The 25482-nt window shown below is 36.4% G+C and carries 20 protein-coding genes and 3 pseudogenes; 8 read left to right on the forward strand and 15 right to left on the reverse strand.

The window, feature by feature from the left end; genetic code table 11:
• Positions 1-120: 120 nt before the first annotated feature.
• Positions 121-600 carry a hypothetical protein gene (locus AC0IWE_RS12920; RefSeq protein WP_055914918.1) on the forward strand — a complete coding sequence of 160 codons (480 nt, stop codon included), beginning with the start codon at positions 121-123 and terminating at the stop codon, positions 598-600.
• Between the two features lie 605 nt (positions 601-1205).
• Here AC0IWE_RS12920 and AC0IWE_RS12925 read toward each other — a convergent pair.
• The 14 genes and pseudogenes from AC0IWE_RS12925 to rpsT form a co-directional block, all read right to left on the reverse strand.
• Entirely contained in the window at positions 1206-2633 is a 1428-nt protein-coding gene (locus AC0IWE_RS12925) for a hypothetical protein (RefSeq protein ID WP_471793364.1), read from the reverse strand.
• A 102-nt stretch (positions 2634-2735) separates the two neighbouring features.
• Complete coding sequence (locus AC0IWE_RS12930) at positions 2736-5534, reverse strand: TonB-dependent receptor (RefSeq protein WP_471793365.1); 2799 nt, start codon at positions 5532-5534, stop codon at positions 2736-2738.
• Between the two features lie 112 nt (positions 5535-5646).
• Positions 5647-6162, reverse strand: coding sequence for an Mpo1 family 2-hydroxy fatty acid dioxygenase (locus AC0IWE_RS12935; protein ID WP_055914977.1), 516 nt, complete (start codon positions 6160-6162; stop codon positions 5647-5649).
• 182 nt (positions 6163-6344) lie between these two features.
• Complete coding sequence (gene rny, locus AC0IWE_RS12940; protein WP_055914924.1) at positions 6345-7916, reverse strand: ribonuclease Y; 1572 nt, start codon at positions 7914-7916, stop codon at positions 6345-6347.
• A gap of 296 nt (positions 7917-8212) precedes the next feature.
• The gene (locus tag AC0IWE_RS12945) at positions 8213-8503 is read right to left on the reverse strand and encodes a cell division protein ZapA (protein WP_025143281.1); all 291 of its coding nucleotides are present in this window, start codon (positions 8501-8503) and stop codon (positions 8213-8215) included.
• A gap of 33 nt (positions 8504-8536) precedes the next feature.
• Positions 8537-8827 carry a hypothetical protein gene (locus AC0IWE_RS12950; RefSeq protein WP_055914926.1) on the reverse strand — a complete coding sequence of 97 codons (291 nt, stop codon included), beginning with the start codon at positions 8825-8827 and terminating at the stop codon, positions 8537-8539.
• Between the two features lie 31 nt (positions 8828-8858).
• Positions 8859-11257, reverse strand: a pseudogene (gene pheT, locus AC0IWE_RS12955) (phenylalanine--tRNA ligase subunit beta).
• Between the two features lie 195 nt (positions 11258-11452).
• On the reverse strand, positions 11453-11647 hold the full coding sequence (locus tag AC0IWE_RS12960) for a hypothetical protein (RefSeq protein WP_055914932.1): 195 nt from the start codon (positions 11645-11647) through the stop codon (positions 11453-11455).
• 17 nt (positions 11648-11664) lie between these two features.
• The gene (locus AC0IWE_RS12965) at positions 11665-11859 is read right to left on the reverse strand and encodes a hypothetical protein (RefSeq protein ID WP_055914935.1); all 195 of its coding nucleotides are present in this window, start codon (positions 11857-11859) and stop codon (positions 11665-11667) included.
• Between the two features lies 1 nt (position 11860).
• Positions 11861-13255 carry a radical SAM protein gene (locus AC0IWE_RS12970; protein ID WP_463493097.1) on the reverse strand — a complete coding sequence of 465 codons (1395 nt, stop codon included), beginning with the start codon at positions 13253-13255 and terminating at the stop codon, positions 11861-11863.
• 5 nt (positions 13256-13260) lie between these two features.
• A complete protein-coding gene (locus AC0IWE_RS12975) occupies positions 13261-14019 on the reverse strand; it encodes a prolipoprotein diacylglyceryl transferase (protein ID WP_471793366.1) in 759 nt (252 codons plus the stop codon).
• Between the two features lie 9 nt (positions 14020-14028).
• Entirely contained in the window at positions 14029-14865 is an 837-nt protein-coding gene (locus tag AC0IWE_RS12980; protein ID WP_471793367.1) for an endonuclease/exonuclease/phosphatase family protein, read from the reverse strand.
• Positions 14866-14960: 95 nt separating this feature from the next.
• On the reverse strand, positions 14961-15659 hold the full coding sequence (gene radC, locus AC0IWE_RS12985; protein ID WP_471793368.1) for a RadC family protein: 699 nt from the start codon (positions 15657-15659) through the stop codon (positions 14961-14963).
• A 69-nt stretch (positions 15660-15728) separates the two neighbouring features.
• Positions 15729-15984, reverse strand: a pseudogene (gene rpsT / locus AC0IWE_RS12990) (30S ribosomal protein S20).
• Between the two features lie 242 nt (positions 15985-16226).
• Here rpsT and purN point away from each other — a divergent pair.
• Positions 16227-16805: a phosphoribosylglycinamide formyltransferase gene (purN, locus tag AC0IWE_RS12995; RefSeq protein ID WP_055910555.1), complete on the forward strand. Its 579-nt coding sequence runs from the start codon at positions 16227-16229 to the stop codon at positions 16803-16805.
• On the opposite strand, the gene AC0IWE_RS13000 is transcribed toward purN, so the two are convergent.
• On the reverse strand, positions 16732-17181 hold the full coding sequence (locus tag AC0IWE_RS13000) for a hypothetical protein (protein ID WP_471793369.1): 450 nt from the start codon (positions 17179-17181) through the stop codon (positions 16732-16734). The two genes, purN and AC0IWE_RS13000, sit on opposite strands and share 74 nt — an antisense overlap.
• 448 nt (positions 17182-17629) lie before the next feature.
• Between AC0IWE_RS13000 and purH the strand changes: the two are divergent.
• The 6 genes and pseudogenes from purH (at position 17630) to rodA (ending at position 25221) form a co-directional block, all read left to right on the forward strand.
• Positions 17630-19157, forward strand: a pseudogene (gene purH, locus AC0IWE_RS13005) (bifunctional phosphoribosylaminoimidazolecarboxamide formyltransferase/IMP cyclohydrolase).
• Positions 19158-19499: 342 nt separating this feature from the next.
• Positions 19500-20522 (forward strand): rod shape-determining protein, encoded by a 1023-nt coding sequence (locus AC0IWE_RS13010; protein ID WP_010601761.1) that lies wholly within the window; start codon positions 19500-19502, stop codon positions 20520-20522.
• 93 nt (positions 20523-20615) lie between these two features.
• Positions 20616-21455, forward strand: coding sequence for a rod shape-determining protein MreC (mreC, locus tag AC0IWE_RS13015; protein ID WP_471793370.1), 840 nt, complete (start codon positions 20616-20618; stop codon positions 21453-21455).
• A complete protein-coding gene (locus AC0IWE_RS13020) occupies positions 21448-21963 on the forward strand; it encodes a rod shape-determining protein MreD (protein WP_471793371.1) in 516 nt (171 codons plus the stop codon). The genes mreC and AC0IWE_RS13020 overlap by 8 nt, the downstream gene beginning before the upstream one ends.
• Positions 21963-23972: a penicillin-binding protein 2 gene (gene mrdA, locus AC0IWE_RS13025; protein WP_471793372.1), complete on the forward strand. Its 2010-nt coding sequence runs from the start codon at positions 21963-21965 to the stop codon at positions 23970-23972. Before AC0IWE_RS13020 ends, mrdA begins: the two co-directional genes overlap by 1 nt.
• Before the next feature lies 1 nt (position 23973).
• Entirely contained in the window at positions 23974-25221 is a 1248-nt protein-coding gene (gene rodA / locus AC0IWE_RS13030; protein ID WP_471793373.1) for a rod shape-determining protein RodA, read from the forward strand.
• Positions 25222-25482 lie beyond the last annotated feature (261 nt).

Below are 25482 nucleotides of genomic sequence, written 5' to 3' on the forward strand. Positions count from 1 at the left end.
GCAAGTTGATTAGGTAAATCAAGGTTGTGGCAATTTTCTGTGCTACCGCCCTGATTAAACCAGCCATTTCAAATTGTGTTTAGGTTGAAATTATTTTTTCAATTAAATAACATATAATCTATGAGTTTAAACAACAAAATCTCAGCAGAAATTACTGCCGAGCAAATGGCAAAAGTTACCGCACAATTACAGGAAGCAAGAACTACGCTTAAAGATGTGTTGATTTTTAACCTTTCGGCAGACGAGCGCCAGACCATGCTAAAGATGGGAGACAGAACGTTGGCCTTTGTAGGCAGGGCAATTACACACGCAAAACAATCGCCCAATTTGGTACCCTCTTTTTTAGATGTGACCGAAACCCAAAAAGACTATAAACTTGCAGCCGACCTGTATGAAATTTACCTCGAAGCAAGTAAGTTTTTACGAGCGGTAGATGACTGTATGATGGTAGCTGGTGGCGAAGCCTATGAATCAGCATTGGTTTTTTACAACGCTGTTAAAGGTGCAAATAAATCAAATATTGCAGGTACGCAAGATATTTATGATGACTTAAAGCAGCAATTCCCAAGAAACAAAAAGAACACCGAAACAAATATATAACAAAACGGTATTGGCAATGATTTTCGATTATTGCCAATACTTTTCTTTTTGTGCCAGTTAATTAAACCTGCTTACAGCAGTTATTGATAAATTAAAAACACCTGATTATACGTTCAACACATATATTATTTAACCAAAAACCTATAATTATTTGTTAGGAACATATACTATTTAAACCATAACCTATAATTATAGCTTCAGAACATATATTGTTTAGCCAATAACCTATAATTATAGCTTCGGAACATATATTGTTTAATCAAAAGCATATAATTATGGGTTTGGAACATATATTGTGTTTAGCCAAAAGCATATTTTAACCTAAGACATAATAAAGAGCCTGCTCATCTTTTTGAAAAATGAATCGAAAAGTTCGCAAAGCAATTAACTAAAAAAGTTACTTTCGTTACTCAAGATGATTTTATAGCTCCATATACAAAAGAAGATCAAGCTACATCTGCGGCTCTAAAAAGAAAAAGGTTAAACCGGTTGCAGAAAAAAGGCAAAAGTAATTATTAAGAAAGAGGTTGAAGTGAAATAAATTCCATAAAAAAAGGTCTCGATTTAAGAAATCGAGACCTTTTTTTATTACTTTAATTTAAGGATTATTTAACTGCTCCTGGAGTAGTATAAGCTAAAGATTGAGGATCAAAATGAGCCCAACCAGCAGCCCAGTTTTCAGAACCAAATGCACCTTTAAAGGCTACGCTGGTAAATCCAGTGGCTAACTTAGCATTGGTAAATGCCGCACCAGATGCTGCAGCTGAATTCGCTACAACTGTAAAGTTTGGAATTCCTACTCTTGCTGCTGCAACTAAATCTGCAGAATATTTGTATGGATCAGTAAAAATGCTTGCAGCTAATGCAGCACCATCAAATGTATTTACGGCAGTTAATAACGGAGTTATTACACCCAAAGCAGTTGTATTAGAGGCTTTTATTTGATTGCTTTTGCTATTGCTGTTATAAATTAAGTTGTTAGCAAAAACAGATGCAGTTGATGAAAGATTACCTGAGGCTGCATTTCCACCTGCTGGTAACGCATCATCATAGAAAACACCTTCTGTATAACCAACAATCACAGAATTAAATAAACTCATTGCAGAATTACGACGAATTTGTGCACCATGTTGGAAGTTAGCATTAATACTGCTACCACCTGAACCTACTGGCCCTAATATTGTCATATTTGAGAAAACAGCTGAGGTTTTAGGAGCATTAGAACTACCAGCAGCGTCATTGTCTGATTCGAATCCATTTGATCCAGAAACATCGGCAGTTACTGCTAAACGTTGTGCTAGACCAAACTGAACTTTACCAGAGAAACCGTTATCAGTATCAAAATCATCATCCCAACTATCAATTGCCAATAAGTGCGAACAGTTAACAGCACCGCCAAACCACTCAAAAGCATCGTCACCTGAACGATAAATTTCAACATAATCGACTACAGTACCAGAACCAACTGAACCAAAAGTTAAACCATTGATTTCGTTATCAGGACTTAAAGCAATACCTGCATATTCAATACGTACATATTTAATTACACCTGAATTATCTGCATTGTCTGTACCGCCATGTTTACCTTTATCTGTTGCATCAGAAATACCTTCAATAGCAACTGAAGTACCAACATTATTTACTGCTTTACCTAATACAATAACACCACCCCAATCGCCTTCTTTACGTGCACCAGCTGCAACACTAGAAGTAAATACAATCGGCTTATCAGCAGTACCCGTTGCGTTAATTTTAGCACCTCTTGTAATAATTAAAGCTCCTTTAGTTGCTTTATCACCTTTGATAATTGTACCTGGCTGAATCGTTAATGTAGCATTATTTGTAACAAAAACATTTCCTTTTAAAAGATATATTTTATCTGCGCTCCATGTTGTGCCTGCAGCTATATCACCAGAAACCTCAACAGTATTAGCTGCTACTGGCGGGTTAATTTCTTCATCAACAGTGTTCTTTGAACAACTTGCTAAGAAAACCAATACGCTCATTGCGCAAATTAATAATTGTTTTTTCATTTTATTTTTTTGTTTTACTTTTTTCAAATTTATTATCTAAATGTAACAGTGGGGTTAAGCAACGTTTAAGCTATTGTTAACTATTTAATTTTATTACTCGTATTAGAATGTGTAAGAAAATGATAATGAATAATTACCTCCTGGTTTATAGCTGGAAATTGTTTCATCTATCGTTGTGCTATCAAACTTCTTGTTTAAATCTCTATCATAGTATTGAGTAATACGCTTATTCGATATGTCTCCAGCATTAAATTTAATTTCTCCTTTGTTTTTAATTACTTTTAATGCCACTTGCAAATCAAGCACGTCTCTTGGAACATCCCAAATTTCTGGGAATAAAGCACCTCCAGCTACGATCAATCTACGGCCTACCCTATTATACAATGCATTAAAACTTAACCTATCATTTAAGAAACTATGTTGCAATCCTGCATTGATAATATAAGGGGCCTGCCCAACCATTGGCCTATCGGTATTTAATAGATTAATACCACTATTTGCAACTTTTACTTTTGATTTAATGATAGATAAATTAGTATAAAATGTTGTTTTCTTTAAGAAATCTGTATTTGAAATAAAGTCTAAACTTTTACGGAACTCAAATTCTACACCGTATACATTTACCTCATCAGTATTAATGTAAGTTACTATCCTGCTGGATCCAGAATCCTGATTATAAGATTCAATTGCATTGTGGAATTTTTTATAAAAACCTGATATGGAAATTATCTGACCTGCTTGCGGATAAAATTCGAAGCGAATATCGCCATTATCGATTTTTGCTTCTTTTAGATTTGGATTACCTTGTTGCAATGATAACAACTCATAATCATAAATTGAAGTCGAAGATAATTCTCTAAATTCTGGACGAGCTAAGGTACGGTAATATGATGCTCTTAAATTTACTTTAGGGGTTAGGCTATATGTATAGTTTGCCGATGGCAAAAAATCAATATAATTATCATCCACAGATGTTTGAGGTGAAGGGATTTTTGCATCCAAAACCACATTAAATTGTTCTACCCTTAAACCCCATACCAATCTAGATTTTTCACCAAATTTATTATCTAACATCAAATAACCGGCATTAGTCATTGAATGGGCGTCGTAAGAGTCAGCATCAGCAGATATATCAGATAAATAATATGCACCACTATTAATGGCGTCAGCTCCATAAAGTGTACTCAAAGATCTCCTGGCAATTTCATCTGCGTTAGCTGCTCCAGTGTTAGCAACTAACCCAACAAATCTAGCGTCGAAAGATCTGTTACGATAGATTGAGCTTAAACCAGTTTTAAAAGTAGCTATCTGCCCTAACATTTTAAATGGCAAAGTATAATTTGCGCTTCCACTATAGTTGTTCTCATTTAATTTTGAAAATAAAGTAGAGTTTTCTTTACTTAATGTCCCAGTACTTGCTACATATACATAATCAGCCGAACCGATATCTGACGGATTTCTTTGATAAGAAACTTTCTTTTGATCGGGTTGATCATTTAAGATATTAGCATAACTTACAGACCAATTAATTTTAGAATTATTTTCACCTAATGCATGATTACCTTCAATAGTAGATTTGAACAAAGATTTCTGCATTAAATCAAAAGCAAAATATTTCGTATCGCGATTTCTATCCTTATTGAAACCATTTCTCTCTAAATATGAATCATCATAGTTTCTATTATATATATTTTTGAAAGTGATCTTACTTTTTCCGTAGGTATAGGCAAAATTTGCCAATGCACCCAAGCTAGTAGAAAACCTATAAATATTATCATGATAATCAACATTCACGTAATCACGAATTACATCATTGTTTATTGTTTGCGAATTTCTATATGTTAGTGCAAATAAAGATCCAAACCTATTAGTACTATTTTTAAAACTTTTAACTCTACCTAACGTGAATTGATAGTTCTGAGTAGGTAATGCTGTATTATTATACACATTCCAGTTTCTAGGTAATGCTTTCATACCCGCCGCTTCCTCCGTAGGAGTTAAGCCATTATTAAATTTATTTCTTGAAGGGAAATTACTTGGCAGTGCTCTATCTCCATTGTCAAAAGCAAGGTAGTCAGTAAAGTTTCTTGCTCCACTTTTAAAATCCTTAAAAGTAGATTCTGAATTATAACCGGCACCAATTCCTAAACTTATAAAGTTACTATCAGGAATATCTTTAGTTAGAATTTGAATCGAACCACCTGTAAAATCTGCAGGCAAATCTGGAGTGGCAGTTTTGCTGATAATCAAGTTATCAACCAAATTTGAAGGTACAATATCAAATGAGAAAGCTTTTCGATTTGGCTCAGTACTTGGAAGTGATCCACCATCAAGCGACGCATTATTATATCTATCGCTTAAGCCTCTTATTACAACAAACTTATTGTCTTGAACCGTAGCACCGCTTACCCGCTTTAAAACGTCAGAAGTATTTCTATCAGGAGATTTTTTAATTTGATCGCTAGATACGCCATCAGAAATTACTGCACTATTTTTCTGCTTGGCATAAAGTGAATTTATTGATTCTTGTTTAAAACTAGCCTTAACTACAACCTCACCAAGATTTTGACCTCCGGCTTCATTAAGCACAACATTTAAACTGGTAACTGATGGCGATTTAACATCGATAGCGGATACCTCTTTAGTTTGGTAGCCAACATACGAAAACTCAAGTGTATATTGGCCGTTGGCCATAGCCTGTAGCAAATATTTTCCATCAACATCAGTAGATACACCCTTAGTTGTACCTTTAATTTTAACCGTAACCCCGATTAAGGTCTCGCCCGTTTTTTTATCGGTAACTGTTCCAGAAATTTTTCCAGTTTGCGCATACGAAAGTATGCTGATCGTTAAAGCGAACACTGTAAGTGCCGCTCTTTTAAAAGAGTTTTGTAAATCCAATTTGCCTTTATTTGATAAGGGCAAAAGTATTACCACAGTGTTAACTGTAGATTAGGTATTAATTAATGTTACTTTACCTTAAGGTTAATTACAGGTTAACAACTTTTATAACTCAGTACCTGATACCTGTTTTTTTGCAAATAAAGTGCAATAACCAGATCGGGCCTATTAACAAAAATTTAACATCATCAAGAAAAGATGGCTTTTTCCCTTCAATTTTATGCCCTATAAACTGACCTGCCCAGGCAGCCACAAATATTGCAGCATAAATGGCATAAGCAGTTCCACTCCCTAAACCTACGGCCTGTTCAATTTTAACAATGATGTAACTCATCAGGCCTACCACCCAAATCATCATAAAAAACAGTACAGGTGATAAAGTAAAGTAATAATACAGGCTAAATGCCAGCAGGAAAGATGCCCAGTTGAAAAAACCGTTATAGCTACCCAGAAAGCCAAGGTGCGGAAAAGGAATCTGCCAGATTAACCCCAATAAGCTAAATACAATTAATGGAACACAGATCCAATGCACCAGTTTGTTGGTTGGATTTTGGTGACTTTCGGCATACTTATCAAAAAGTACATCTACAGGCCGTTTCGGTTCTATTGTTATGGATTGCTTGCTCATTATGTAAAAATAAAAAAAAGCGATGGAATATCCATCGCTTAATATTTTGTTTGTTAAACCGTTCGTGATGCTGAATTTATTTTATCAGCAGTTTTTATCGTTTTAAAGGTCAGATAGCTACTTCGTGGTCAGCATCTTTTCTATGACTAAGATCCTGAAACGAGTTCAGGATGACGATTAACTTATTTAGCAAATGCTACTGAACGGGTTTCTCTGATTACCGTAACCTTGATCTGACCAGGGTAAGTCATTTCGGTTTGGATACGGGTAGAAATATCAGCAGCTAAAAGTTCTGCCTGTGCATCGGTGATGCGTTCGCTTTCTACAATCACACGTAATTCTCTACCTGCCTGGATAGCAAAAGTTTTCTCCACACCTGGATAAGATAAAGCCAGTTCTTCTAAATCCTTCAATCGTTTAATATAACTTTCTACCACCTCACGGCGTGCACCCGGACGGGCACCAGAAATCGCATCACATGCCTGGATAATTGGAGAAATCATTGAAGTCATCTCAATTTCATCGTGGTGGGCACCAATTGCATTGCAAATTTCAGGATGTTCTTTATATTTTTCGGCCAGTTGCATCCCTAAAATAGCGTGTGGCAATTCGGGATTATCATCAGGCACTTTACCGATATCGTGTAATAAACCTGCGCGTTTGGCCATTTTAGCATTTAAACCTAATTCTGCAGCCATTGTAGCACAGAAATTTGCAACCTCGCGCGAGTGATGTAACAAATTTTGACCATAAGATGAACGGTAACGCATACGGCCAACCATACGGATCAGCTCAGGATGCAAGCCATGGATACCTAAATCGATTACAGTACGCTCACCAATTTCAACGATTTCATCTTCAATCTGTTTTTTGGTTTTTGCAACAATCTCTTCAATACGTGCCGGGTGGATACGTCCGTCGGTTACCAAACGGTGTAAGGCCAAACGTGCAATTTCTCTTCTTACAGGATCAAAACCTGATAAAATAATAGCTTCCGGGGTATCGTCTACAATAATCTCAATACCGGTAGCAGCCTCTAAAGCACGGATATTTCTACCTTCTCTACCAATAACACGTCCTTTTATCTCGTCACTTTCGATATGGAAAATGGATACTGAGTTTTCAATAGCAGCTTCGGTAGCGGTACGTTGAATGGTTTGAATAACCACTTTTTTAGCTTCTTTACTTGCGGTAAGTTTTGCTTCGTCTACAATATCCTTTATCTGGATCATTGCTTGTGTACGGGCAACTTCTTTCAGGTTTTCTACCAACTGGTTTTTAGCTTCATCTGCTGATAAACCTGCAATGGTTTCCAATTGTGTTAAATGCTGATTTTTTAGCACCTCAACTTCTTCTTGCTTTTTAACGGCAATTTCAGTCTGTTTTTCGAGGTTAACTTTTTGTTTATCGAGTTCCTGCTCTTTTTTATTGAAATTTTCCATGCGCTGATTTACCGATTGCTCTTTCTGCTTCATGGTATTTTCGCGTTGGTTAATGTTGTTGTTTTTAGCATTCACTTCTTGCTCATGCTCAGCTTTCATTTGCAAAAACTTCTCTTTTGCTTCTAAAAGTTTATTCTTTTTTAAAATTTCTGCATTGTTCTCTGCATCTTTTAAAATCTTTTTCACTTTGTTCTGTGCAGCAACTTCCTGCTGTTTAAGCAAGTTGCGCAGGAGGAATCTTCCTACCACTACTCCGATAGCAATACCCGCTATAACGGCAAATACGTATCCTAATATTTCAACTATTTCCATTTTGTTTTTTAAGTAAAAAAAAACCGCAACTAATTTTTAAAGTCTCATACATTTTAAACCTCAACTAAGCATAATTAGGGTTTAAGCCATTTTCAGGTGCCATAGCAGATGAAATACGCCCTCTTAACCCTATAGATATTGAAGTGTTAAGTTTTATAAAATTTGAAACTCAAAAACTAGCTGCGGCTATGTTTTTATGCTAAATATTGGCCCCGTCATCCCGAACATATTTCAGGATCTTATAAATTTAGGCTCTGAAACGAGTTCAGAGTGACGAATTGCCGAAAGAACGAACCTTATTTTGAAAAGAAATTATTGAGTAAAACATCCAATTCTTCAACTTTATCAGCAACAGCAGTATCCTGATTTTGTACTTTATTTTCTGTTCTTAATACGGCGGTTGCATAATGCAAAACTGCCATAGAAAGAAGGTCCTGCTTATCTCTAACCGCATAATTATCCTGGTAATCTTTTATGCGCTCATTGATCATTTTTGCTGCCCGTCTCACAATTTCTTCCTCTTCCATATTCACCTTTAACGGATAAATACGGTCGGAAATGGTTATTTTAATCGAGATTTCTCCCATTGTTTAGCTTAGTTTCTGATTTCTTTGCATCATTTATTTTTTTAATAATGCAATACTTTTATCAATCTCACGCACAAAATCGTTAATTTTTTGTTTAATATCAAGCGACTTTTCACTTGTTCCCTCAATACTTTTTGCCAATTTTGTAACCCTCAGTTTTTCGTCGAGTTCTACATTTTTGCCTTTAGCCGTATCAAGTGCAACTTTTAACGATTGATTTTCAAGCTTTAATAAATCATTTTCTTCCTGTAGCGCATTACATAACTCAATTACCCGAGCCGTTTTTTGTAATACTTTATCTAATTGATCTGCAACAGAAGTCATGAATTTATTTCTAAAAATACGAATTTATATTTTATTTCCTAATTTCTGCACCAGCTTGTGCCGTTAAATTGGCAATTAGCTTTTGCATTGTATTTTCAATCTGCTTATCGGTTAAGGTTTGTTCCTCATCCTGCAAAATGAAATTTAAGGCATATGATTTTTTACCTTCAGGCAGTTTATCGCCAACATACACATCAAATACACCAACTTCTTTAATTAATTTTTTGTCAGTTTTGAAAGCAATTCCTTTCAAAGTATCAAACGTTACGTTTTGATCTATCAACAAAGAAAGATCACGACGTACCTGCGGGTATTTTGAAACTTCTTTATTTATGATTCTGTTTTTCTTCACAATATCCAACAAAGCAGCCCAGTCAAAATCTGCATAAAAAACTTCAGCATTTACATCCGCCACCTTACGGTCGGCTTTTGATGCAGCTCCGAAACTCACCAGCGTTTTATCTCCACGGAAATATTTAATGCCATATGCAAAATTTTCATCATTTAAAGTATCTGTCTGGTAGCTTGCAATGCCCAAACGGGAAATGATCGCATCTACAGCCGACTTTAAATTGTAAAAAGTAGATGATTTGGTATTATGGTTCCACTGCTCGCTTTGCTTTGCACCAGAAATTAACAACATTAACCTGGGCGCTCTACATACTTCTCATTAATTAAATGGTAGGTTTTACCGAACTCATAAAATTTAACATCAGCATTTTTACGGTTTTGATTATAAGCAACACTTTCTAAAGCAGGCATCAATAAATTTTGGCGCATTACATTTAAATCGCTGCTTAAAGGATTTAAAATAAATACAGCCTCATCTAAATTTTTAGAGTAGGTAGATTTTGTTAAAGAGTTACACATAATTTCTGCATAACCGTTAGCAGTTAGCATATCGGCAATTACATTGTGTGTATTTTCTTTTTCGGGCTTGGTACTGTATGAAAGTGATGCATTTACCTTTGCCGGAATTTCGATATTGTTATAGCCGTAAATACGCAATACTTCTTCTGTAATATCGCACTCACGGGTAACATCAACTTTAAATGAGGGTACTCTTAAGGCCAGGGTATCATCTGAGGTATTGGTTGCCGAAATACCCAAAGCAGTAATGATGTGTTTAATTTCTGCTGAAGGGATATTTGCGCCGATTAATTTATTAATATTGGTGTAACTCACCTCAAACTCAAACGGCTTGATGTGGCTTGGGTAGATATCAGAAATTGAAGATGAAATTTCGCCACCAGCAAGTTCTTTAATTAATAATGCGGCATATTTTAATGCTGTAACCGTAATTTCAGGATCGGTACCACGTTCGTAACGGAAAGAAGCATCGGTTTTTAAGCCATGCCTTTTAGAAGTTTTACGTACAGAAACTGAATTGAAATACGCACTTTCTAAGAAAATATTTTTTGTATTGTCATCAACTCCTGATGATTTACCACCAAAAACACCTGCAATACACATTGGTACTTCAGTATTACAGATCATTAAATCATCGGCACTTAACTTACGCTCAACACCATCAAGTGTTATAAAAGGTGTGCCTTCGGCAACTTTTTTTACGAGTACTTTTCCACCGGCAATTTTATCGGCATCGAAAGCATGTAGCGGCTGGCCTAAACCATGTAATATATAATTGGTAATATCAACCACATTATTAATCGGGCGTAAACCGATAACTTTCAATTTATCTTTTAACCACTCTGGTGATTCTTTTACTGTAACTCCAGAAATTGTAACACTACTATAACGCGGACAAGCAGCTAAATCTTCTACCTCTACCGGAATAACAAGATTTTCGTTGTCTGTTTTGAAAGCAGATAGATCCGGCATTTCATATTCGCTTCTGAAATAAGCTGCTAAATCTCTCGCCACACCTAAATGCGAAGCCGCATCGGCACGGTTTGGCGTTAATCCGATTTCGAAAACATAATCATCATCCATTTTAAAATGATCTTTTGCACGGATACCTACCTCAGTATCTGCCTCAAGAATCATAATTCCATCGTGAGATTTGCCTAAACCGATTTCATCTTCGGCACAGATCATGCCCTGCGAAAGTTCTCCCCTGATTTTAGATTCTTTGATTTTAAAAGGTTCGCCTTCCAAAGGATAAACAGTTGTACCAACAGTGGCCACAACCACTTTCTGACCAGCGCCTACGTTTGGTGCACCACAAACAATCTGAAGATTTTCGTTACCGCCAACATTTACGGTGGTAATGCGCAAACGATCGGCATTGGGATGCTGAACACAGGTTAAAACTTCGCCGATTACCAAACCCTCAAGGCCGCCAACTACAGGCTGCACTTTTTCTACACTTTCTACTTCCAAACCTACATTGGTAAGGATTAATGAAAGCTCCTGAGGTGTTTTATCAATTTGTACGAATTGTTTTAACCAGTTATATGATATTTTCATTTAATGAGATTTGAGATTCCAGACAGGAGATTTGAGACTTAGAAGGCCTGTAATCTTCAATCTGGATTTATAAAATGCAAAGATATTATTTAAAGCTTAAAGGAGAAAGCTAAATTATTGAGATTTGAGATTCCAGACATGAGATTGGAGACTTACGATGGCTAAAACCCTGATTCAGGCACACAATATAAATGATTAATGGTTAATATGCAGATTGGAAAGAATGACTGCGCATGCCCCTGCACCAATAACCAACATAATTACGGAGGCAATTACCAGTTTAAGGCCTGGTTTAACCGGCTGATTTTTTACTGCCTTAATGATGATCTGGATGATACCAACCACAAAAAGCAACACAGCAACTACCCAATAAACGATAAAAATTCCCATAATACTTAAGCTGGATATTAACTGTTGGCAAGCAATACGGCACAGGCCCCAAAACCGATTACCACCATAATCACTGAGATGATAATTAACTTTAATCCGGCTTTTACAGGCTCATTTCTCGATGATTTTACGATGATCTGGATAATGCCAACAATAAAAAGAACAATTGCGGTTAAACAATAAATTACAAATAAGCCGAACAAACCACCCATATCAATTCATATTTAATTTTTCCCTGATTAAATCTATTTTATTATCGCGATAAAAAATATTCATGGTTTCAAATGGAACTATTTTGTATTTATCGCTTACAATGTGCACACAGGATTTTTTAACTGCACGTACATCAAAATCCAAAGGATCCATAAAGTTCATAATGATGATGCGGAATAAATTATCATAACTCAAATTATCCGATTTCACTCTTGGCAAACAGCACATCAGCTCGCCAAAAGTATCTTCTGCACAATCTACCGAAACGCCTGTGCTAAAAAGATTAAGCATATGCGCTTTCAGTTTTTCATCATGTTCAAAAACGATTGTATTTTTTGAATTGTTCAATAAATCTTCCGGATTGATCAAATGTGTCATCGGAATTACTTCATCACCGATTTTTAAAGCGTAAGCCATGCAGAGCGCATCAGGGTTGCAAGGCACCGGAATTAAATCCTGTGGTGTAAAAGTTGGGTACTGCTCATAAATTTTTCTTCGTACCTCTGTCAGGGTAATCCTTCCCTGCTGATCGTTATAATCATCATTTCTACCTGCTACTTGTGTAGGCTGAAAAGTTACGCCACGCACGCATTTCTGCTTTAGTGCGTAATCCAGTATATCACCAATTTCGTGGTCGTTTAAACCGTTTTGCAAGGTAACCACCAGAGTTGTTGATACATTGAACTGGTTTAAATGATCAATGGCTTTTCTCCTTACCTCGGTTAGATCCTCACCTCTTAGCTTGGTTAATACTTCGGCACTAAAACTATCAAACTGGAGATATATTTCGAAATCGGGCATGTAACTGGCTAATTTCTCAACGAAGTTAATGTCTTTCGCAATTCTGATCCCATTGGTATTTACCATTAAATGTTTAATGGGTTTGGTTTTGGCAAGATCAAGGATCTTAAAAAATTCGGGATGAACAGTTGGCTCTCCTCCTGAAAGCTGAACCACATCCGGCTCGCCCTCATTGGCCACTACAACATCCATCATGCGTTCAATCTCTTCAAGCGTGCGGTGCCTGCCATAACTTGGAGATGACATGGCATAACAGGTTGGGCATGCAAGGTTACAGCGATCTGTTACTTCGATAACGGTTAAACAGGAATGCTGCTCATGATCGGTACATAAACCACAATCGTACGGACAACCATAATGCACTTTGGTATTAAACTTAAGTGGCATTTCGGATTGCTTATTGTAATTTCTGATCTGCTTATAATAATCTACATCATCGGCAATCATCACTTTGCTATCGCCGTGGGTTCTGCAGTTTTTCAGCATAAATACTTTTGCATCCTGAAAAACAATTTTGGCATCGCAAAGCTGTAAGCATTCCGGACAAAGACTTTTGGTGTAATCGTAGTATATATAATCCCTGGTATTGGCCATATTGCTTACTGCTGATGTATAATCTGTTTGGAAATTCTGATAATGAATTTATAATAATACATAAAAATAAACAATGCAGACCAATGAATACTGCTTAAATTTAAAAATAATGATTGGTAGGGTTTAAGAAATTCTATTAAAAAACGAAACAGGAAATAGAGTACCATGAGCAGCTTAAAGCGATCTCCGTTAATCATTTCGACCTTTTTTAACCTGTTGAAAAGTAAAATTAACAGCACAAGATAAATCATTTCATAGAGCATTATCGGGTGCCTGAGGATGCCGTCGCCCAAATCCATGCCCATAAAAAAATGAGTGGGAATTCCATAGGTTGGTTCGTCGATCCCCATAGAAAAGCAACCAATTCGGCCAATAATCAGCGCAACCAAAATGGGAATAACATAAATATCTCCTGAAGCTATATCAACACCGATTATCTTTTTAATCAGTTCTACACCGAAAAGGCCTCCCAACAAACCACCAATAATGGTTTTACTTTGATAAAGGATTGAAAAAGTAAGGTGATGGACAACTTCGGGCGTTTCGAGCACGGCAACCACCCTTGATCCGATTAATGCTCCAAGCATTGCTCCAAGCATAATCCATAACCTGTTTTCATCGGAAATTGGATCTACAATTCCTTTTTTATAGAAATAATAAAGCCTAACGCCAACAATAAAGGCAAGTGTTTCGAAAATATAATGATAATGGTACTCATTTCCGAAAAGTTCGAACTTAAAAGGAAATAATGATAGTGCTGTCAATACCATTTATTAAAAGAAGAGCTTACAATAAACAGGCAAATGATCTGAATAATATCTTTTATCCTTACTATCTGTAAGTACGGCAAACTTTTGCACTTTAAATCCTTTATTTACAAATACATAGTCGATTCTATCCTTCAAATCACTATCGAAATGAAAACCATTAAAGGTGCCGGCAGGCCCATATGGAGGTTCTACAGAAACCTCTTTTGCATCAATAAGAAAAGATTTAATTGTTGCAATGGCTTCAGTTTCTGGAGTTACGTTTAAATCGCCAGTAAAAACAACGGGTAAGGTTGGCGCAATTTCCTGTATTTTCCTTTTAAGCAATTTTGCCGATTCTATCCTGGCCTGCACGCCCATATGATCGTAATGGGTATTAAACACGATAAACGCTTTCTTATTTAATTTATCATACAGTTTAACCCAGCTACACACGCGGTTTAGTGCCGCATCCCACCCTTTAGAAGGCACATTAGGCGTTTCGGAAAGCCAAAAAGTGCCACCGTCTTTTTTAACAAATCTATCTTTATCAAAATACACTGCGGAAAATTCTCCTTTTCTTTTACCATCATCGCGACCAACGCCAACCACATCAAAATTTGAATTTTCCAACAAGGCATCAAACTGTTCAGGCAAAGCTTCCTGTACACAGAGGATGTCGGCATCATGAAATTTCACTAATGCTTTTACATTGTCTTTTCGGTTTGGCCAGGCATTAATACCATCTGAGGCCACATTTAAGCGGATATTGTAAGTTATAATATTGATTGGCACATTCGTTTTTTGAGCGAAGGCCATTACAGTTAGTAAAAGAAAAACTGGGATAATTTTTAAAGTATTCATATTGACTATTAATTTTGACATACCACAATTGGTAGCGTAAATAAAGTGCGATTATAACAATTTAAGCTTAATTACCCTTTAACAAGGAAATATCTTTAAATTAAATCTTCATCTTTATAACTATAATAACGGTTGTTGGCAAAAATGAGGTGATCTACTACGAACATACTAAGGAGATTTCCGGAAGAAACCATATTCCTGGTTAATATATCGTCGCTTTCGCTTGGCCTAACATTACCAGAAGGGTGGTTATGTGCCAATACAATATTTGCTGCATTATTTTCTAAAGCGGTTTTAAAGATAATTTTTGGATCAGCAACTGTTCCGGCTTGTCCGCCTTTACTGATTAAAAATTTCCCGATAATCCGGTTGGATCTATTGAGCAATAAAATCCAGAATTCTTCATGATTGAGATTGGCAAAGGTTTGATGTAGGTATTTATACACATCATTAGAGGTTGTAACCTGAGTAATGATCTCTTCGGTAATATCTTTTCGCCTTAAGCCAAGCTCTAAGGCAGCAATAATGGTTAAGGCTTTAGCTTCACCAATCCCTTTAAATTTTGAGAGCTCCTGAATGGATGCCCGACCAAGCTTGGCTAAACTATTGTCGTAAAAAGCTAAAATTTTCTTACTTAAATCTACAGCTGTTTCGTTTTTACTTCCCGAGCCGATTAAAATTGCAATCAGCTCGGCATCGGTTAAATGCCTTCGGCCATGCAGCAGAAGTTTTTCTGGGGCCGATCTTTCTTCTGCCCACAGTTTTATGCCAAGTTTTTGAACGTAGTTTTCCATTTTTAGATAAAAAAAAGGCATCCCAACTTTTGGTTGGGATGCCTTTACTAATATCGTAAAATAATTGGTTTATTTTAAACCGTTAACGAATTTCGTTAATTTTGATTTATTATTAGCCGCTTTGTTTTTGTGGATAATGTTCTTTTTAGCTAAACGATCTAACATAGAGATTACTTTAGGCAATAAATCAGATGCAGATTTTTTATCTTCTGCAGCACGTAATCTTTTAATAAAGGTACGTGTAGTTTTTGCCTGATATCTGTTACGTAAACGTTTTGTTGCGTTTGCTCTAATTACTTTTTAATGAAGATTTATGATTTGCCATTTCTATTTAGCCTTTTATTTTTCTTATTCGTTTCCTATAATTCGGGTTGCAAATATAGGATTAATGTTTTTAAATTACAAAACACTTTAAACTTTTTTTTTATTAAAGTTTAGCCCTATTTAGCAACCACAAAAATACGTTAAATTTATTCATTAATAATACTTTAACTTAATTGAATAAAATTTCTTTTCAATTGAAAAAACAGGCTTAAAAATACTATTTTTGGACAAAACGATTTTTGAGTGAAAAAACGAATAGCCATCTTTGCATCAGGTTCTGGCTCCAATGCCCAAAAACTGATGGAGCATTTTAAGCGGAGTAATGAAATAGAAATCTCTTTGGTGTTAACCAACAACGCCGATGCCTATGTACTACAAAGGGCTGATAATTTTGAAATCCCCACTCATGTTTTCGATAAAAACGAGTTTTATAAAACCGAAGAAGTAATCGATTTACTCAAAAACCTGGAAATAGATTTCATTGTGCTTGCGGGTTTCCTCTGGCTAATTCCTAAAAGCCTGATCAATGCTTACCCAGGTAGAATTGTGAATATACATCCGGCACTTCTCCCTAAATTTGGTGGCAAAGGCATGTACGGCGATCATGTACACAACGCTGTTATGGCTGCCGGTGAAGCAGAAGGCGGTATTACCATACATTATGTTGATGAAAACTATGATGAAGGCGAATACATTTATCAGGCCCGGTACAGAATCGATAAAAATGACAACCTGGAAATGGTTAAGTTTAAAGGGCAACAGCTCGAACACCAACACTATCCCAGGGTGGTAGAGACCATTGTAAAAAAGATAAAGAAGTAACCGGGATTTTTATACTAATCAATCTTAAAAATTTCGGATCTGTTTTAGCACATAATAACATTAAAGTATCTCCAATTTGTAAATCAGAGTTTCTGTTAATCACTTCCTGTGTCCAGATTTTATTATTTAATTTATAAGTAAATATAGCGTAGGGTGTTTTACTGCTTTTACTTCTTCTTAAGTATAAATCAGTTACTATTCCCTGAGCATGCACGCCATGGTTGGCCAATTGTTTTTCCGTAAAAGCTTTATGCATTTTAATCACAAAAAAACCTATCGGCCCGCCAACAAACAGCAAAAATAGAAAAGACTTCAGTTTATCCCACCTTCCCCTATCTCCTAACCATAAATCCCCTAAATAAAACAGCGCCAACATCGCTGAAATGCTTAGCCACATTATCCAGTTAAACCCAAAATAACGATGTGAATGGTAAATTCCAACGTAACAACATATAATAAGAAACACAACAACTATATAGGACCAAGTTGCTTTACGATTTGACTGAAACATTACTCTCCCTCGTGATAATTAATAACAATTTTTTGATGGCCTAAATTAGCAAAATTGAAATACCATTAGTAAATTTTAAAGCCTCACAGATTAATTCTGCTCAACCAGGTAAATATTACATATAATAATTAGAATGTGTAGAAAGTGAATATTTCCGCTTGCAATATGGAGATATAAGCATCTTTAAAATCTCATAGTAAAACAAAAAACACCCTGTTGAGAAAGATATAAGACTAATTTCATTTTTATTGATTTTATCCCCTTAATAAATGCCCCTGTTTTACTACCTTTGCGGCTCAAAATTTTCAGTAGAATGAGTCAATCCATTAAAATCAAAAACGCTTTAATCTCAGTATATTATAAAGATGGTTTGGAGCCATTGGTGAAATTATTAGCTGCACAAGGTGTACAGTTATTTTCTACCGGTGGTACAGAACAATTTATAAAAGATTTAAACCTTCCTGTTACGGCAGTTGAAGATTTAACAGGTTACCCATCTATTTTAGGCGGACGTGTTAAAACTTTACACCCGAAAGTATTTGGTGGAATTTTGAACCGTAGGGCTATAACTGGCGACCAGGAACAGATTGCTGAATATGAAATTCCTGAAATTGACCTGGTTATTGTTGATTTATACCCTTTTGAAGAAACTGTAAAAGCAGGTGGAACACCAGATGAAATTATCGAAAAAATCGACATTGGTGGTATTTCTTTAATCCGTGCTGCTGCAAAAAACTTTAACGATGTTGTAATCATTGCCTCAAAAAATGACTACCCTACTTTACAGGCTCAATTAGAGGCGCAAAACGGAGAAACTACTTTAGCACAACGTAAATCTTTCGCTAAAACAGCTTTCCATACTTCTTCTCATTACGATACTGCAATTTTTAATTACTTTAATACTGAAGAACCGCTTGATGTTTTTAAACAAAGTGTAACGCAAGCCAAAACTTTACGTTATGGCGAAAATCCTCATCAAGGTGGTGTATTTTACGGTGATTTAGATGCCATGTTTACTAAACTGAACGGCAAAGAGCTATCTTACAACAACTTGGTTGATGTGGATGCAGCTGTTGCGCTGATCGATGAATTTCAGGATCCAACTTTTGCGATCTTAAAACATACAAATGCTTGTGGTATTGCATCACGCGCTACCGTAAAACAAGCCTGGATAGATGCTTTGGCCTGCTGATCCTGTTTCTGCTTTCGGTGGTGTACTCATTACCAATGTTGAAGTGGATTTAGAAACGGCACAGGAGATTAACAACCTTTTCTTCGAAGTATTAATCGCACCTTCTTATCAGCAAGAAGCGGTAGAATTGTTCAGTAAAAAGAAAAACCGTGTTATTTTACAACGTAACGAGGTTGAATTAAGCAAAAAACAATTTAAAACATTATTAAACGGTGTAATTGAGCAGGATAAAGATTTAATTATCGAAGGGCCTGAACAAATGACAACCGTTACCGATAAAGCACCGACTGAACAAGAGTTAAAAGACTTGTTTTTCGCTAATAAAATTGTAAAACACACTAAATCAAATACCATTGTATTGGTAAAAGATGATGTTTTAATTGCAAGTGGTGTTGGGCAAACCTCACGTGTTGATGCTTTAAGGCAAGCGATTGAAAAAGCGGCTTCATTTGGATTCAGCGTTAAAGGTGCAGCAATGGCTTCTGATGCTTTCTTCCCTTTTCCTGATTGTGTTGAAATTGCTGCTGAAGCTGGAATTACAGCTGTGCTACAACCTGGCGGATCAATAAAAGATGCTGATTCTGTTGCAAAAGCAAACGAAAAAGGTATTGCAATGGTAACCACCGGGGTAAGACACTTTAAACACTAATTAAGCATAAAGTAGAAAGACTAAAGCAGAAGGACTAAAGCTTAAAGTAGAAAGACTAAAGTAGAAGGACTAAAGCTTAAAGTAGAAAGAATAAAGCTAAAAGCAGAAAGACTAAAGCTAAAAGCAGAAGGACTAAAGCTTAAAGCGGATATCTTATCTCCTTAGCGCACTCAAACTTTGGTCTTGTAACTTTGGTCTTTTAGCTTTTTTATTTTCTAAACATTTTAATTGCCTTAAAAACAATGGAATGAATGAAGAAAATAAAACTTAAAACAATAAAAAAGCTATTTTTACATTAGGAATAGTATAGATTTGACAAAATAAAGAAAACATACCTTATACATGGGATTATTTAACTGGTTTACGCAAGAAGTTGCCATTGATTTAGGCACTGCGAATACCCTGATTATACATAACGACAAAGTAGTTGTAGATGAGCCATCTATCGTTGCTTTCGATCGTACAACAAACAAAGTAATTGCCATTGGTAGGCAAGCCATGCAAATGGAGGGTAAAACCCACGATAATATTAAAACTGTACGTCCGCTAAAAGATGGTGTTATTGCCGATTTCAACGCGGCTGAAGCGATGATTAAAGGCATGATCCGCATGCTGAATGGCGGTAAAGGCTGGATGTTTCCATCATTGCGTATGGTAATCTGTATTCCTTCTGGTATTACTGAGGTAGAAAAACGTGCAGTACGCGATTCGGCAGAGATTGCCGGTGCAAAAGAAGTATATTTAATCCACGAGCCAATGGCTGCAGCTGTAGGTATTGGTATTGATGTAGAAGAACCTATGGGTAATATGATTATCGATATAGGTGGTGGCACAACAGAAATTGCGGTAATCGCATTATCTGGTATTGTTTGCGATCAGTCAATCCGCGTTGCCGGTGATAACTTCGACTCAGATATTGTAAACTACATCCGCCGTCAACACAACATTATGATTGGCGACCGTACGGCAGAAAAAATTAAAATTGAGGTTGGTGCAGCTTTACCTGAACTTCAGGATGCTCCTGCTGATTTTGCCGTTCAAGGGCGTGATTTAATGACGGGTGTACCCAAACAGATTACGGTTTCTTATACCGAAATTGCACATTGCCTGGATAAATCGATCTCTAAAATTGAAGAAGCGATTTTAAAAGCTTTAGAGATTACTCCACCAGAACTTTCTGCAGATATTTACCAAACCGGGATTTATTTAACGGGTGGTGGTGCATTGTTAAGGGGTTTAGATAAACGCGTAGCAGCTAAAACTAAATTACCTGTTCACGTGGCCGAAGATCCTCTTCGCGCGGTAGTACGTGGAACCGGCATCGCCCTTAAAAATATTGGTGGATATAAATTCTTAATGCAATAACATTCAGCTCGGAGTTTGGGGTTGTTGATTTGGTTTTTCCAATCATGCGCCAAACTATTACTCTTAACTCCGAACTTTTAACTCCAAACTCAAATGCGTAACCTTTGGATTTTTATCAGTAGATACAACGCATTTTTCTTATTTATCATTTTTTTCACCATTGGGATTTACCTAACGGTTAAAAACAATTCCTACCAGCGTAGCGTAACCCTAAACTCAACAAATGAGGTTGTGGGCACAGCGTACGAACGGTTAAATGTTTTTAAAAGATACCTAAACCTGGGCATGGTAAACGATAGCCTTGCTGCAGAAAATGCCAAACTTAAAAGTCAATTACTTGGATTAACCACTGTAGATACGGCTAAAGATGTTAGGGTTGTGGATACGGTAACCAATCAGGATTACACCTATCTTGCGGCCAAAGTGGTTAAAAATTCCATTACGCTGCGCAACAACATCATGACGATTAATAAAGGTACCGTTGATGGCATACAAAGCGGGATGGCCGTTATTGCACCACAAAAAGGTGTTGTAGGTTTCATTCGTGATGTTTCTGCGCATTTGGCCACTATACAATCACTATTACATAAAGATACCCGGATTAGTGTAACGCTGAAAAAAAACAATGCACTGGGTTCTTTGGTTTGGGGTGATGGAAATTTCGATATCAAAAAGGCGTTTATCAAAGAAGTTCCCAACCACATTAAAATGTACGTGGGCGATACCGTAGTAACTTCTGGCTTTGCCTCTTTCCCTGCCGGAATTTTAGTTGGAAAAATTACTAAACCCAATGTAGCCACCAATGATAATTTCTTATCGGGCGAATTGAATTTATTTACAGATTTTAGCACATTGCAATATGTATATGTGGTAAAAAATAAAAAAGCTGAAGAACAAAAAGCTTTGGAAAGCTTAGCTAAACCAAATGAATAGTAGAATCATTATAGTAAATGTGATCAGGTGGTTTTTACTACTTTTTGTGCAGATATTTCTGCTCAAGAATATGGGCTTTTATGACCTTTCTACGCCATTTATTTATGTGCTGTTTTTGCTCTTACTGCCATTTGGCATACCAAATATTCTATTATATGTTCTAGCATTCGCTACAGGCTTAACACTCGATGCCTTTTATGATACCATGGGCGTACATGCTACCGCTTGTGTTGTGCTGGCTTTTGTAAGAATCTCATTTATATCAATAAGCTTAAACCGCGACGCAATTGATGACCCTGAACCATCGTTAAGTTATATGGGTTTTCAATGGTTTTCTCTTTATGCTTTTCTTTGCGTTATTGCACACCATTTGGTGTTGTTTTTCTTAGAAACATTCAGGTTAACCGAAATTGGTTATACCTTAATGAGATGCGGCTTAAGTTGTATCTTTACACTGCTTATTATTTTATTGGTAGAGTTTATATTCTATAGAAGAACACCACGTTAATGGATCAATTATTTAATCGAAAATATATCGTTCAAGGATTATTTATTGTAATCGCCCTGATTTTATTAGGAAAGTTATTTTATATCCAGGTAATTAGCGATAAGGCCTTTGTTTCTGCAGAAAGTAACGTTTTAAGGAAAATCTACAAATATCCTGCCCGTGGAGCAATCTTAGATCGCAACATGAAGGTAATTGTGCAGAACGAACCTGTTTACGATTTGATGGTTACTCCAAACGAGGTGAAACCCTTTGATACTTTGGCACTGGCAAAGGCACTGGACATTAGTTTTGAAGATGTAAGGAAAAATCTCCGTAAAGCAAGAGGCAAATCATCATATCAGGCTACTCCTTTTCTCAAACAGATTTCTGTTCAGAGTTATGCCCGCCTACAGGAAACACTTTACCGCTTTCCAGGCTTCAGAACACAGGATAGAACCATCAGGCATTATCCTGATAGTGTTGGAGGGCAATTATTTGGCTATGTGAAAGAAGTTAGTCCGCTTGACATAGAAAAATCTGAAGGATTTTATAAACCCGGGGATTACAAAGGTAAAAGTGGATTGGAGTTTTCATATGAAGAAACTTTACGGGGTGAAAAAGGTGTAATCAATACCGTTTACGATGCCCATAATACTCCTCAGGGAAGTTATGCTGATGGAAAATATGATATAAATGCTGTTTCTGGAGAAAGATGGATTTCAGGAATTGATATGCGGATCCAAAAACTTGGAGAAGAATTAATGAAAAATAAAGTTGGTGCAATTGTGGCAATTGAACCTTCTTCAGGAGAAATTCTTTCTTTGGTAAGTAGTCCCGGATATGATCCTAATCTTTTGGTAGGACGAAACCAGGGTAATAATTACATGGAATTTATCGTTGGTAATCCTTACAGGCCATCTTTGGTAAGACCAATAATGGGTTATTATCCGCCAGGATCATCTTTTAAGCCGGTTGATGCATTAATTGCATTACAGGAAGGCGTAATTGACCCGAATACCACGTTTTTTTGTCCCCACTACTATCAGGCCGGTAATAGAAAAATAAAATGTGAGCACTTTGATGGTTCAATTGCATTGCGAAGAGGTATAGCACGCTCTTGTAACACTTATTTTTGCTATGTTTTTCAAAAGTTAATCACTAAAAATGGAATGAAAAACCAAAGGCAAACTTATCAGGAATGGCGGGATAAAGTGGCAAAGTTTGGATTTGGCTCAAAACTCGATATTGATATGCCTTACGAGCGGAAGGGATATTTTTATACAGCCGATCATTACGATAAAATTTATGGTAAAAGATGGGGATATACCAATGTGATTTCACAAGCCATTGGGCAGGGAGAAATTACCGCAACGCCCCTACAAATGGCAAATGCGATGGCTATTATTGCTAACCGTGGTTATTATATAAAACCGCATTTAATAAAAGGAATTGGCGATAAAAACCTGGTTAAAAAGGAATATGTGGTTAAAAATTATGTAGGTGTAGATGCCCAACATTTTGAACCCGTGATAGATGGTATGCAAGATGCGGTTAATAGCAGCTGGGGAACTGCAATTTTATCTCAGATCCCAGATATTTTACTTTGTGGAAAAACAGGAACCGTGCAAAACCCTCACGGCAAAAACCACTCTGTTTTTATTGGTTTTGCACCAAGAGACAACCCAAAAATTGCGATTGCTGTAATTGTGGAAAATGCTGGCTTTGGCAGTACATATGCTGCTCCTATAGCAAGTTATATGATCGAAAAATACCTGAAAGGAACTGTTACCGGAGCAAGGGCAGCACAAGCTGAATGGATGAAAAACCAAAACCTGCTGCCCGTATTAAAGGATAAAACAGCGGCAGTAAAACTTACAAAGGCAGATAGTTTGCTGATTAAAAAAGCAGATTCGACTAAAAGAATTAAAGATAGCTTGCGCATTAAATCGGCCATAATTAAACAAACGGTAACAACAAAACCTAAAGAATTGAAAACAGTTGTGATCGATAAACCTGTAACACAGAAATAAAATGCAGCAGCAACAGGGAAACCGTTTTTTTTTCAATGTAGACTGGATTACTGTTTTAATCTACATTGCTTTATGCGCTATTGGCTTTACCAATATTTATGCATCGATTTATAATCCTGATAAAGCCGGAGTATTCGATTTTACAAGCAGCTATGGCAAGCAGTTGATATATGTTATTACGGGTCTTATTTTAGGCTTATCGATTTTATTATTTGATGGCAGGTTATTTAACGTTTTTGCGCCTTTTATTTATGGCATGACAATACTTTTATTAATAGTGGTGTTGTTTGTAGGTAGAAATGTAGGTGGAAACCAGGCCTGGATTCCCATTGGCTCCTTTCGTTTACAGCCTTCTGAATTTGCTAAATTTGGTACAGCATTACTTTTAGCCCGGTATGTAAGTACGTTTAATCCCAAATTCCGGGATATAAAATCGATCTTGATTGCGGCCGCAATTGTACTTGCACCACTACTGCTTATTATGCTACAGCCGGATACCGGCTCTGCACTGGTGTTTCTTGCATTCATGTTTCCATTGTATCGCGAAGGTTTATCAGGTTATTTTCTGCTGATTTTTTTAGGAATGATTGTGCTCTTTATTGCAGACTTTTTAGTTCCAACTTACATTTTAATATTGATTATAACCATAATTGCAGGTTTATTTATTTACAATAACAGAAGAAAACAGAAAGTAATTTTTTCTACGGTTCTTGTTACAGTAATAGCGATAGCCTATTTATTTGTAGTAAAAATTGCTTACGAAAAAGTACTGGCACCACATCAACGCAGCCGTATTGAGTTGATGCTGGGACTAAAAACCGATAATAAAGGTGCGGGTTACAATGTAATCCAATCACAAATTGCCATTGGATCGGGGCAGGCAACTGGCAGAGGTTTTTTACAGGGAACCCAAACTAAATACGGTTATGTGCCTGAACAGAGTACCGATTTTATTTTCTCTACCATTGGTGAAGAATGGGGATTTATGGGCTGTTCGGTTGTAATTGGCTTGTATATATTTTTACTGCTTAGATTGATTAACCTGGCGGAAAGACAGCGGTCTACCTTTTCGAGGGTTTATGGTTATAGCGTAGCCTGTATTCTCTTTTTTCACGTTTTCATCAATATCGGAATGACTATTGGTATTATTCCTGTTATTGGTATTCCTTTGCCTTTAATTAGTTATGGAGGTTCGTCTCTCTGGAGTTTTACAATCCTGCTATTTATCTTTTTAAAACTGGGACTCTAACCGGATGGGATTTATTTAGGCCCAGTTTGGACTCGGCGTGCTGAAATAAATTCAGCAAGACGCATATGCTTGAGGTAATCGTCTTCCTCAAGAATTACGTCTTCCTGAACTTGTTTCAGGATCTTTTACTTAAGTTATTTTTATAAGAATAGATGCTGAAATAAATTCAGCAGGACGCATGGGGTTGAGGTAATCGTTTTCTTTCGGAATTTCAGCAGGACGCATGGGGTTGAGACATTCAGTACGATGAATTATGAATTA

It is taken from the genome of Pedobacter sp. AC402 (assembly GCF_979252805.1).

Coding starts and splice junctions, on each gene's coding strand:
- AC0IWE_RS12920 (WP_055914918.1), top strand. CDS start 121: ATGAGTTTAAACAACAAAATCTCAGCAGAAATTACTGCCGAGCAAATG.
- AC0IWE_RS12925 (WP_471793364.1), bottom strand. CDS start 2,633: ATGAAAAAACAATTATTAATTTGCGCAATGAGCGTATTGGTTTTCTTA.
- AC0IWE_RS12935 (WP_055914977.1), bottom strand. CDS start 6,162: ATGAGCAAGCAATCCATAACAATAGAACCGAAACGGCCTGTAGATGTA.
- rny (WP_055914924.1), bottom strand. CDS start 7,916: ATGGAAATAGTTGAAATATTAGGATACGTATTTGCCGTTATAGCGGGT.
- AC0IWE_RS12945 (WP_025143281.1), bottom strand. CDS start 8,503: ATGGGAGAAATCTCGATTAAAATAACCATTTCCGACCGTATTTATCCG.
- AC0IWE_RS12950 (WP_055914926.1), bottom strand. CDS start 8,827: ATGACTTCTGTTGCAGATCAATTAGATAAAGTATTACAAAAAACGGCT.
- AC0IWE_RS12960 (WP_055914932.1), bottom strand. CDS start 11,647: ATGGGAATTTTTATCGTTTATTGGGTAGTTGCTGTGTTGCTTTTTGTG.
- AC0IWE_RS12965 (WP_055914935.1), bottom strand. CDS start 11,859: ATGGGTGGTTTGTTCGGCTTATTTGTAATTTATTGTTTAACCGCAATT.
- AC0IWE_RS12970 (WP_463493097.1), bottom strand. CDS start 13,255: ATGGCCAATACCAGGGATTATATATACTACGATTACACCAAAAGTCTT.
- AC0IWE_RS12980 (WP_471793367.1), bottom strand. CDS start 14,865: ATGAATACTTTAAAAATTATCCCAGTTTTTCTTTTACTAACTGTAATG.
- radC (WP_471793368.1), bottom strand. CDS start 15,659: ATGGAAAACTACGTTCAAAAACTTGGCATAAAACTGTGGGCAGAAGAA.
- AC0IWE_RS13000 (WP_471793369.1), bottom strand. CDS start 17,181: ATGTTGGCGCTGTTTTATTTAGGGGATTTATGGTTAGGAGATAGGGGA.
- AC0IWE_RS13010 (WP_010601761.1), top strand. CDS start 19,500: ATGGGATTATTTAACTGGTTTACGCAAGAAGTTGCCATTGATTTAGGC.
- mreC (WP_471793370.1), top strand. CDS start 20,616: ATGCGTAACCTTTGGATTTTTATCAGTAGATACAACGCATTTTTCTTA.
- AC0IWE_RS13020 (WP_471793371.1), top strand. CDS start 21,448: ATGAATAGTAGAATCATTATAGTAAATGTGATCAGGTGGTTTTTACTA.
- mrdA (WP_471793372.1), top strand. CDS start 21,963: ATGGATCAATTATTTAATCGAAAATATATCGTTCAAGGATTATTTATT.
- rodA (WP_471793373.1), top strand. CDS start 23,974: ATGCAGCAGCAACAGGGAAACCGTTTTTTTTTCAATGTAGACTGGATT.